The organism is Acidovorax sp. PRC11, from assembly GCF_031844105.1.
Taxonomy (GTDB): Bacteria; Pseudomonadota; Gammaproteobacteria; order Burkholderiales; family Burkholderiaceae_C; genus Paracidovorax.
In genome coordinates this window covers 22,901-31,991 of the sequence record NZ_JAUZUQ010000035.1, presented here as the reverse complement: position 1 = coordinate 31,991, position 9,091 = coordinate 22,901, and the positions used below count along the sequence as shown (strand labels likewise).

9 protein-coding genes are annotated in these 9,091 nt (G+C 71.2%); 5 read left to right on the top strand and 4 right to left on the bottom strand.

What is annotated here, in order from left to right; all coding sequences use genetic code 11:
- Positions 1-197: 197 nt before the first annotated feature.
- Positions 198-452: an acyl-CoA-binding protein gene (locus tag Q9R47_RS23180; RefSeq protein WP_311235474.1), complete on the top strand. Its 255-nt coding sequence runs from the start codon at positions 198-200 to the stop codon at positions 450-452.
- An 11-nt stretch (positions 453-463) separates the two neighbouring features.
- Here Q9R47_RS23180 and Q9R47_RS23175 read toward each other — a convergent pair whose 3' ends face one another.
- Positions 464-1,621: an aminopeptidase gene (locus tag Q9R47_RS23175; RefSeq protein WP_311235473.1), complete on the bottom strand. Its 1,158-nt coding sequence runs from the start codon at positions 1,619-1,621 to the stop codon at positions 464-466.
- Positions 1,622-1,757: 136 nt separating this feature from the next.
- Between Q9R47_RS23175 and Q9R47_RS23170 the strand changes: the two genes are divergently transcribed.
- On the top strand, positions 1,758-2,468 hold the full coding sequence (locus tag Q9R47_RS23170) for a DNA-3-methyladenine glycosylase I (protein WP_311235472.1): 711 nt from the start codon (positions 1,758-1,760) through the stop codon (positions 2,466-2,468).
- Here the strand turns inward: Q9R47_RS23170 and Q9R47_RS23165 are convergent.
- Together Q9R47_RS23165 and Q9R47_RS23160 are read right to left on the bottom strand one after the other, a co-directional pair.
- Complete coding sequence (locus Q9R47_RS23165; protein ID WP_311235471.1) at positions 2,462-3,010, bottom strand: hypothetical protein; 549 nt, start codon at positions 3,008-3,010, stop codon at positions 2,462-2,464. The two genes, Q9R47_RS23170 and Q9R47_RS23165, sit on opposite strands and share 7 nt — an antisense overlap.
- Positions 3,011-3,244: 234 nt before the next feature.
- Positions 3,245-3,415, bottom strand: coding sequence for a hypothetical protein (locus tag Q9R47_RS23160; protein WP_311235470.1), 171 nt, complete (start codon positions 3,413-3,415; stop codon positions 3,245-3,247).
- Between the two features lie 137 nt (positions 3,416-3,552).
- Here Q9R47_RS23160 and Q9R47_RS23155 point away from each other — a divergent pair, with 137 nt between their 5' ends.
- Complete coding sequence (locus Q9R47_RS23155) at positions 3,553-4,848, top strand: class I SAM-dependent methyltransferase (RefSeq protein WP_311235469.1); 1,296 nt, start codon at positions 3,553-3,555, stop codon at positions 4,846-4,848.
- Positions 4,849-4,913: 65 nt separating this feature from the next.
- On the top strand, positions 4,914-5,249 hold the full coding sequence (locus Q9R47_RS23150) for a DUF1840 domain-containing protein (protein ID WP_311235468.1): 336 nt from the start codon (positions 4,914-4,916) through the stop codon (positions 5,247-5,249).
- Positions 5,250-5,280: 31 nt separating this feature from the next.
- On the opposite strand, the gene Q9R47_RS23145 is transcribed toward Q9R47_RS23150, so the two are convergent.
- Entirely contained in the window at positions 5,281-6,360 is a 1,080-nt protein-coding gene (locus Q9R47_RS23145) for a tripartite tricarboxylate transporter substrate binding protein (RefSeq protein ID WP_311235467.1), read from the bottom strand.
- 266 nt (positions 6,361-6,626) lie between these two features.
- Between Q9R47_RS23145 and Q9R47_RS23140 the strand changes: the two genes are divergently transcribed.
- Entirely contained in the window at positions 6,627-9,077 is a 2,451-nt protein-coding gene (locus tag Q9R47_RS23140) for a PAS domain S-box protein (protein ID WP_311235466.1), read from the top strand.
- Positions 9,078-9,091: the final 14 nt, after the last annotated feature.

The following is a 9,091-nucleotide window of genomic DNA, read 5'->3' as shown; positions in this document are numbered from 1 at the left end:
ACGGACGACTGGGAAACGTTCTGACGGCACCCCGAACCCGCTTTTCCGGGCCCGCCGGCTCCGGGAATCGACCGGGGCATTTCCCGCCAGGGGAGCGCGACCGGGCGCGCCGCCCAGGGAGGGGCGGGGCCGTCCGGAGCGTCCTGATGGGATGGTTCTAAGATGGCGCTTCCACCATTCCGAAAGATCCTTCTTCCATGTCCGATCTGCATACCGCTTTCGAAGCCGCCGTGGCCCGCTCCAAGAACCTCAGCGAGCGTCCCGACAACCCGACGCTGCTCAAGATCTATGCCCTCTACAAGCAGGCGACCGCGGGCGACAACACCGAGGCGAAGCCGAGCTTCTCCGACATCGTGGGCCGCGCCAAGTGGGACGCGTGGACCAAGCTCAAGGGCACCGACGGCGATGCCGCCCGCCAGCAGTACATCGACCTGATCGATTCGCTGAGCTGAGCTGAAAACCTTCAGTCCGCCGGCGCGGCGCCTGCGCGCAGGGCTTCTGCGGCCATGGCGGGCCATCCGGCGCGCAGCTGCGCCAGCCGCTCCGCGGGCGGCAGCGCGGCCAGTGCGCGCACGGCCGCATAGAACTTCGGCCAGTCGCCCCCGCTCTGCTCGAACAGCGCCTCGAACGCCGGCACGAGCTCGTCGTACGCGGCCTGCGCGCCGAAGGCCGCGTTGTTGGCCTCGGCCACCCAGCGATCGTAGCCCGCGATCTGCGCAGGCTGCGTGCCCGTGGCCAGCCACTGCGCGCGCAGCGCGGCGTAATCGGCACGGAAGCGCTCCATGGCCTGCCGTTTCGCGGCGGGCAGCGACGGGCTGCCGGCCTCCCGGGCGTAGAGCGCCGCCAGCCGCTCGCGGGCGGCACGCGTCAGGTCCCGGAAGCCGGTGCGCCGGGCATCGCCCCGCGCGTAATCCTCGCGCGCCTGCGGCGTCGCGCGCTCGGCCAGCCAGCGGGCCACGCCCAGGCGCTCCACGGCCGTCGCGAAGGATTCGTTGAACATCGTGTCGCCGTTGGCATACACCACCTGGTGGGCCAGCTCGTGGAACAGCAGCCGCACGAATTCACCCTCGGGCCAGCCGATGAAGGTGTTGAGCAGCGGATCGCCGCCCAGCCAGTTGGTGTAGCCCAGCGTGGAATACGCCGGCACGCCGTAGACGGCGGTCTCCAGCCCGTCGCCGGCCAGGCGCGCGGCCTCTTCTCGGGCACCGGCCTCCGCGAAATAGCCGCGGTAGCCGATGCAGCCCGTGACGGGGAAGCACCATGTGTGCAGGGTGAGCGAATCCGGCGGCGCCGCCACCACGTTCCATACCGCCGCGCGGCGGCCCAGGTCGGCATACCGCCGGTAGCTGGCGTTGTCGGGCAGGTGCAGCTCGGACACCGCGAACGCCCGCGCCCGCTGGGCCAGCTCCAGCCGGGCCCGCAGCGGCGCGGCGGTGTCCGGCCGCGCGATCCAGTCGTCCACCGGCTCCGCCGCGCGCATGATCTGCAGGTGGCCGCGCACCGATTGCCAGTAGTAGCCGAGCGTGTCGCCGGTATGGGCGCAGCCCGCGAGCAGGGCGCCCGCGAGGCCGGCCGCCGCAAGGCGCGCGGTGCCGGCGAGCGAGGAAGTCGAAGGGTTCATTGGAGGAAGGGCAGGGCGGCGCGGGCGAGCGCGGCACGGACACGGTGGAGTGTACGCAGCGGCGCCGGGTTCCCGCCCGCTGCAACGCCTGCGCGCTGGCAGGGCCGCCGCGCAGCCGCCTGCCTAGAATGCCGGCATGCCCCACGACCCGACTCCGCCCGCCGCCGAACCCGTGCCCGTCGCTTCCGCCTCCGCACTGCCGGACGGGCTGTTCGCGGATGCCCCGGACGAGCCCGCGCGCTGTTTCTGGTGCCGGGCCACGCCGCTCTACCGCCACTACCACGACCACGAATGGGGCTTCCCGGTGAGCGACGACCGGCGCCTTTTCGAGAAGCTCTGCCTGGAAGGCTTCCAGGCGGGCCTGAGCTGGATCACCATCCTCAACAAGCGCGAGGCGTTCCGCGCGGCCTTCGCGAACTTCGAGGCCGAGCGCATGGCGGATTTCGGCGAGGCGGACGTGGCGCGCATGCTGGCCGATCCGGGCATCGTGCGGCACCGCGGGAAGATCGAATCGGCCCTCCGCAACGCCCGGCGCGTGCTGGAGCTGCGGCGCGAATTCGGCTCGCTGGCGCACTATGTGTGGCGCTTCGCCCCGGCCGCGGCCGAAGGGCGCCCCGAGCGGCTTACGCTGGCGGCCGTGAAATCCCTCACCACCGCGCCGGCCGCCATCGCCCTGTCCAAGGATTTGAAGAAGCGCGGCTTCGGCTTCGTCGGGCCGACCACGATGTACGCCTTCATGCAGGCCATGGGCCTCGTGAACGACCACATCGAGGGCTGCGCCACGCGCGCGGCCGCCGATGCCGCGCGGGCGGTCTTCAAGGTGCCCGGGCCGCTGCCGTCTCAGTAGGCCGCGTCCGAGAGGATGGCGATGCGGTCGAAGCCCAGGTGCTGCATCGATTCGCGCAGGATCACCAGGGTGGCGACGAAGCCCGCATCGCCCTCGATGCCGGATGCGGCGGTCCCGGCCATCGCCTGGCCGGCTACGCGCTGGTAGAAGTCCTCCACGGCGCCCCGGGGCAGCTCCATCTCCGGCTGGGCCTCCAGGCCGGCGCGCAGCGCGATCTGGCGGATACCCGGATCGGCGGTGTACAGGGTGGAGCCCGCGGCGAGCAGGTCCTGCAGCGGCGCGATCGCGTCCTCCACCGTGGCGATGGCGTTCTCGATGTCGCGCGCGGTGGGCGGTTCGTGGCGCAGGCACGCCACCGCGGTGGCGCGGGAGCCGATCTCCAGGATGCGCAGCAGCTGCGGCTGCGTGCTGGTGCCGCTCGCGACGGAGGAGTGCCCCGCGCCGATGTGCAGCGCGGTGATCGCGCTGCCGGCCAGGGGCCCGGCCTGCAGCGCGGCATAGAGCGCATCGGCATCGTGGGGGGACGGGGCGGAAGAAGGCATGGGGGCTCCGGCGGCTGCGGCGGGACGGCCATTGTGCCCGGGCGCGGCAAGCCATGCGCTGCGCGGCCCGGCCCACGGCTTTCATGGGCGGACCGTTCTCCCGCGGGAGCGGAACAAAGAAAAAGCCCCCGGTTGGCGGGGGCTTTGTTCTGCCGCGGGCCTTTTGCGGGCTCCGCGGCCGGTGGGGCAGGGCGCGGCCCCGGAGGGCGGCAGCCCGGCCCGCCGGGAAAGGGCTCAGCCGCCCTTCTTGGAGCGCTTGCCGGGGTTCTTCTTGCTGCGCGTGGCGACGCCGCGTTCCAGGCTCACGCGCTGGCCGCGGCCGCCGGTGGGCAGGGACATGCCGGGCAGCGGCTTGGGGGCGGGGGTGCGCTTGCGGTCGGCTTCGGTAACGATCTTGTTGCCCATGGTGTGACTCCTGCTGGAACGTGCTGTGAATGGAAACCCTCTATTAAGCCATAGACGCGGCCGCAGGCTCTCCGGAAAGCGGGATTTGTAAGACAGTTGCCATTGCGCGCGCCGCGGCGCAGGCGAACAATCGACCCATGAACCACCTGCTGCGCACCCTGGAGGAGCGGCTGGCCGCTTCGCCGGTCGGGCTGGCGCTGGAGCTTCCCGGCGGCCGGCGGCTCGGCGCGCGCGACGCCCGCGTGGTGCTCCGTTTCCGCGATGCGATGGCGCTGGCGGCACTCGCGCGCGGCAAGGTGGGCGACGTGGGCGCCGCCATCGTGGAAGGCCGCGTGGCCATGGAAGGGTGCGTGCGCGACCTGATGGCGGCGGCCGGCGCGGTGCTGCGTGGCGATCCCGTGCACGGGGCTGCCGGCTGGTGGCCGCAATTCACGCACCGGTTGCGTTCATACCGCATGCACACCCTGGGGCGCGACGCCCGCCAGGTGCAGTTCCACTACGACCTTTCCGACCGCTTCTATGCACTCTGGCTCGATCCGCGGCGCGTGTACTCGTGCGCTTACTACCGTGATGCGGGCATGACGCTCGCGCAGGCGCAGGAGGTCAAGCTCGACCACATCTGCCGCAAGCTGCGCCTATCGCCCGGCGAACGGTTCCTCGACGTCGGCGCCGGCTGGGGCGGGCTGCTGCTCTGGGCGGCCGAGCACTACGGGGTGGAGGGCACGGGCATCACGCTCTCGCGCAACCAGCATGCGCACGTGTCGCGGCGCATCGAGGAACTGGGCCTGTCCGGCCGGGTGCGCATGCTGCTGTGCGACTACCGCGACCTGCCGCGCACGGAGCGCCGGCCCTTCGACAAGATCGCGTCGGTCGGCATGTTCGAACACGTGGGCCGCGCGCACCTTCCGGCGTATTTCGAATGCATGCGCAGCCTGCTGCGGCCCGGCGGCATGCTGATGAACCATGGCATCACCGCCGGCGGCGTCGACAACGACCAGCTCGGCGCGGGCATGGGCGACTTCATCGAGAAATACATCTTCCCCGGCGGCGAGCTGATGCACGTGGGTGCCGTGCTGCACGACATGGCCGGCGCGGGCCTGGAGATGGTCGATACCGAGAACCTGCGGCCGCATTATGCGCGCACACTCTGGGCATGGTCCGACGCGCTCGAGGCGCGGCTTGCCGAGGCCGAATCGATCCTGGCGGAAGAGGCCGGCGCCGAGCGCGGCGCCAAGGCCCTGCGCGCCTACCGGCTCTACCTCGCCGGCAGCGCGATGGGCTTCGAGCGCGGCTGGCTCGCGCTGCACCAGATGCTCGCCATCCGGCCGGACGGCAGCACCGACACCGGCGCCCTGCCCGGCGCCCAATCCGCCTATCCCTTCCAGCGCGGCTACATGTACGACGAAGGCCAAGGCCTGCCGCACGCCGCCTGACACCGTCACCGTACGCTTTCCTTATTTCCTTCCATCCCCTTTCCCTTCCTTCCCTCGCTCCACCCATGCTCTACAAATTCAAGTCCCGCTCCACCGCCGACATCATCATGCTGCAGGCCCACGGCCGGCAGATCCTGCAGGCGATCGGCAAGTCGCCCGACGATGCGCACGGCATCGTCACGGCCGATCAGATTCCGGGGGCCATCCAGGCCCTGGAAGCCGCGATCGCGGCCGACGAGGCCCGGCGTGCCGAGGGGAACGAGGGCGAGGGCGCAAGCGGCGCCCAGGACCAGGACGAGCGCGGCGATGCGGGCGAGGCCGTGCGCCTGCGCCAGCGGGCGGCCCCCTTCATCGACATGCTGCGCCGCAGTGCGGCCGAGGGCAAGGAAGTCACCTGGTAGTGCACCGGGCCGAAGGCCTGGCGCCGCCCAATCAGTCCACCTTGGCGCCGGAGGCCTGCACCACGCGCGCCCACTTTGCGTGCTCGGCATCGATGTGGCGCGCGAAATCCTGCGGGCTGTTGCCGCCCGGGATCGCGCCCTGCGCGAGCATGCGCTCCTTCACGGCGGGCGTCGCGAGCGCCTTGGCCGTCTCCTGCTGGATGCGGTTCACGATCTCGGCCGGCGTGCCCGCGGGCGCGAGCAGGCCGAACCATGAGCTGGCCTCGTAGCCCTTGAGCGCCGGGCCGCCGACCTCCTCCACGGTGGGCACGTCCGGCAGCGCGGGCGAGCGGGTGGCGCTGGTCACCGCCAGCGCCTTGAGCTTGCCGGCCTTGATCTGCGCCATCGACGAGGGCAGGTTGTCGAACATCACGTCCATGTTGCCGCCCACCATGTCCAGCAGGGCCGGGCCCGAGCCGCGGTAGGGCATGTGCAGCATGTAGGTGCCCGTCATGGTCTTGAACAGCTCGCCCGCGAGGTGGATGGACGTGCCGTTGCCGCTGGAGGCCATGTTCAGCTGGCCCGGATGGGCCTTGGCGTAGCGGATGAAGTCCTGCACGGTCGAGATGCCCTGCGCGCGCGCCTTCTCGGCGTTGACCTCCATCACGTTCGGCACCGCGGCCACCAGCGTGATCGGCACGAAGTCCTTGATGGGGTCGAAGGGCAGCTTGCCGTAGAGCGCGCGGTTGATGCCGTGCGTGCCCACGGTGCCCATGAGCAGGGTGTAGCCGTCGGCCGGTGACTTGGCCACGATCTCCGCGCCGATGTTGCCGCCCGCGCCCGCCCTGTTGTCCACCACGAACTGCTGGCCGAAGGCGCGGCTCAGCTCCGGCGCGACGGCCCGCGCCAGGATGTCGGTGGTGCCGCCGGGGGCGAACGGCACGACGATGCGCACCGGCTTGGCCGGCCAGGTGTCGGCGCGCGCGGGCGCGTTCCAGGCGGCGAGCGCGGCGCCTGCGAGCAGCAGGCAGCCCAGGGCGACGGCGCGGCGGCGGCGCGCGGGAGCATGGCGCACGGCGGCGGCATGGGTGCGGGCGCTGCGGGAGGGCGAGGCTTCGGCAGGCAGGGACATGGAGGAGGACCTTTCGGAAACCGGGGATCTGAGAGCCCCGCGTGCGCGGACGTGCGGGCGGGGCGCGGTGGTTTCGTTGTAGGCCGGGGCCTGCTGCGGCGGCAGATGGATAACCCTGAAGCCACGTGGAATGTCGCCAGGCCACGCGCGTGCAGGGGCAATGCGGCCCGCTCCAGAGCCCGGCGGCGGTCTTTGAGAAAATCCCGTATCGCCGGCGTACGCACCCCTGGACATTCCCGGAGCCGCCCCGCTTCCCAAGAACGCCCATGTCCGCTCCCCCTGCTCCCGACACCGATCCGCGCAGCCCTTTTCCCGCCACCGGCGGGGAGTGCGCCGGCCTGCTGCGCGCCATCGACTGGAGCCGCCATGCGCTCGGGGACCCCCGGGACTGGCCGCCGGAACTCAAGACGGCCGTGCGCACCACGCTCAGTTCCCACTTCCCCATGATGGTCCACTGGGGCGAGCGCCTGCACACCTTCTACAACGATGCCTATGCCGTGAGCCTGGGGCACAAGCACCCCGGCCATCTGGGAGAGCCGGCCCGCGATTGGTGGTCCGAGATGTGGGACCAGCTGGAGCCGTTCTTCGCGAAGGTCCTGGCCGGGGAAAGCTTCTACACCGAAGACGCGCGCTACACGCCCGACCGCGACGGGGCGCCGAGAGAGGCCTATTTCACGCACTGCCACAGCCCGATCTGGGACGACGAGGGGCGGGTGCAGGGCATTTTCCTCGTGGTCACCGAAACCACCCGCCTCGTGCTCGCCGAGCAGGGCCGCATGCGCGAGGAGCGCAGGAACCGCCAGATCCTCGACAGCGCGCGCGACTACGCCATCATCAGCTTCTCGCTCGATGGCCTGGTCACCAGCTGGAACGAAGGTGCCTGCGCGGTGCTCGGCTGGACGGAAGAGGAGATGCTCGGCCAGCCCCCGGCCCGGTTCTTCACGCCAGAGGACAACGCACAGGGCCGTCCGCAGGAAGAGATGCGGCAGGCCCTGGACCATGGCTCGGCCAGCGGCGAGCGCTGGCACCTGCGCAAGGACGGCCAGCGCTTCTGGGCCAGCGGCGAGGTGACGCCCTTGCGGGACGAGGCGGGGCGGGTGCAGGGGTTCGTCAAGATCCTGCGGGACCGCACGGAGCACGAGCGCCTGAACAGCGAGCGCGACAAGGCCGTGCGGGAACTGGGGCTGCTCAACGACAACCTGAAGACCCTGGTGGCCGAGCAGGCGGCCGACCGCGACCGGATCTGGCACCTGTCGACCGACCTGATGGACGTGTGCGACGCCAGCGGCCGGCTGCTGGCGGTCAACGACGCCTGGGGCTCCACGCTGGGCTGGCCCGAGGAGGTGCTGCTGCGCACCAACTTCCTCGATCTGGTGCATCCGGACGACCGCGAGCCGACCATCGCCGAGCTGCAGCGGCTCGACGCGGGCCACACGACCAAGCGCTTCGAGAACCGGTTCCGCTGCCGCGACGGCAGCTACCGCGTCATCTCCTGGGTGGCCCAGCCGTTCGAGCAGCGCTTCTATGCCACCGGGCGCGACGTCACCGAACAGCGCCGGGTCGAGGAACAGCTGCGCCAGAGCCAGAAGATGGAGGCCATCGGCCAGCTCACCGGCGGCATCGCGCACGATTTCAACAACCTGCTGGCCACCATCATCTCCAGCCTGCAGCTGCTGCAGCGCAAGCTCGCCCCCGTGCCCGAGGCCAGGGGGGCGGAGCGCTACATCGCGATGGCCGGCACGGCCGCACAGCGTGCGGCGTCGCTCGTCCACCGCCTGCTGGCGTTCTCGCGCAAGCAGACGCTCGACCTGCAGCACGTGGATGCCAACGCGCTCGTGCTGGGCATGGAAGAGATGCTGCGGCGCACGCTGGGCGAGAACATCCGGCTCTGGCTGTCGCTGGCGCCGGGGCCGGGCAGGGTCCGCAGCGACCGCAACCAGCTCGAGAACGCCCTGCTCAATCTCTGCATCAACGCGCGCGACGCGATGGAGCATGGCGGACGCCTCACCATCGAGACCTCCACGGTCGTGCTCGACCGGCTCTACGCCAACCAGCACCCGCATCTGGAGCCCGGGCGCTACGTCCGGCTCACCGTGGCGGACAGCGGCACCGGAATGCCGCCGGAGGTGGTGGCGAAGGCGTTCGATCCGTTCTTCACCACCAAGCCCATCGGGCAGGGCACGGGGCTCGGGCTGTCGATGATCTACGGGTTCGCCCGCCAGACCGGCGGGCACGTGGCCATCGAGTCGAGGGTGGGCGAAGGCACGTCCGTGAGCCTCTACCTGCCCGCCGTGGCGGAAGGCGCGCCCCCCGTGCCCATCGCGCCGCCAGCCACGGCCGACCTGCCGCGCGGCCGCGGCGAAACCCTGCTGTTCGTCGAGGACGAGCCGGGCCTGCGGGCGATCCTCGGCGAGGTGCTGACGGACCTGGAGTACGTGGCGCACGAAGCCGTCGACGCGCCGTCGGCCCTGGCGGTGATGGATGCGCTGGGCGCTCCCGATCTGCTGATCACGGACGTGGGCCTGCCGGGCATGGGCGGCCGGCAGCTGGCCGACGTCGCCCGCCGGCGCTGCCCGGACCTGAAGGTGCTGTTCATCACCGGCTACGCCAACGAGGCGAGCGTGCGCAGCGAGTTCCTGGGGCCGGGCATGGACATGATGGCGAAGCCGTTCACGATCGAAGCGCTGGCCTGCAAGGTCCGGCAGATGCTGGACTGAGCAGAAAGAAAAAC

Bases quoted from the DNA above. Each gene is read 5' to 3' on its own strand.
- Q9R47_RS23180 (WP_311235474.1), top strand. From the start codon at position 198: ATGTCCGATCTGCATACCGCTTTCGAAGCCGCCGTGGCCCGCTCCAAG.
- Q9R47_RS23175 (WP_311235473.1), bottom strand. From the start codon at position 1,621: ATGAACCCTTCGACTTCCTCGCTCGCCGGCACCGCGCGCCTTGCGGCG.
- Q9R47_RS23170 (WP_311235472.1), top strand. From the start codon at position 1,758: ATGCCCCACGACCCGACTCCGCCCGCCGCCGAACCCGTGCCCGTCGCT.
- Q9R47_RS23165 (WP_311235471.1), bottom strand. From the start codon at position 3,010: ATGCCTTCTTCCGCCCCGTCCCCCCACGATGCCGATGCGCTCTATGCC.
- Q9R47_RS23160 (WP_311235470.1), bottom strand. From the start codon at position 3,415: ATGGGCAACAAGATCGTTACCGAAGCCGACCGCAAGCGCACCCCCGCC.
- Q9R47_RS23155 (WP_311235469.1), top strand. From the start codon at position 3,553: ATGAACCACCTGCTGCGCACCCTGGAGGAGCGGCTGGCCGCTTCGCCG.
- Q9R47_RS23150 (WP_311235468.1), top strand. From the start codon at position 4,914: ATGCTCTACAAATTCAAGTCCCGCTCCACCGCCGACATCATCATGCTG.
- Q9R47_RS23145 (WP_311235467.1), bottom strand. From the start codon at position 6,360: ATGTCCCTGCCTGCCGAAGCCTCGCCCTCCCGCAGCGCCCGCACCCAT.
- Q9R47_RS23140 (WP_311235466.1), top strand. From the start codon at position 6,627: ATGTCCGCTCCCCCTGCTCCCGACACCGATCCGCGCAGCCCTTTTCCC.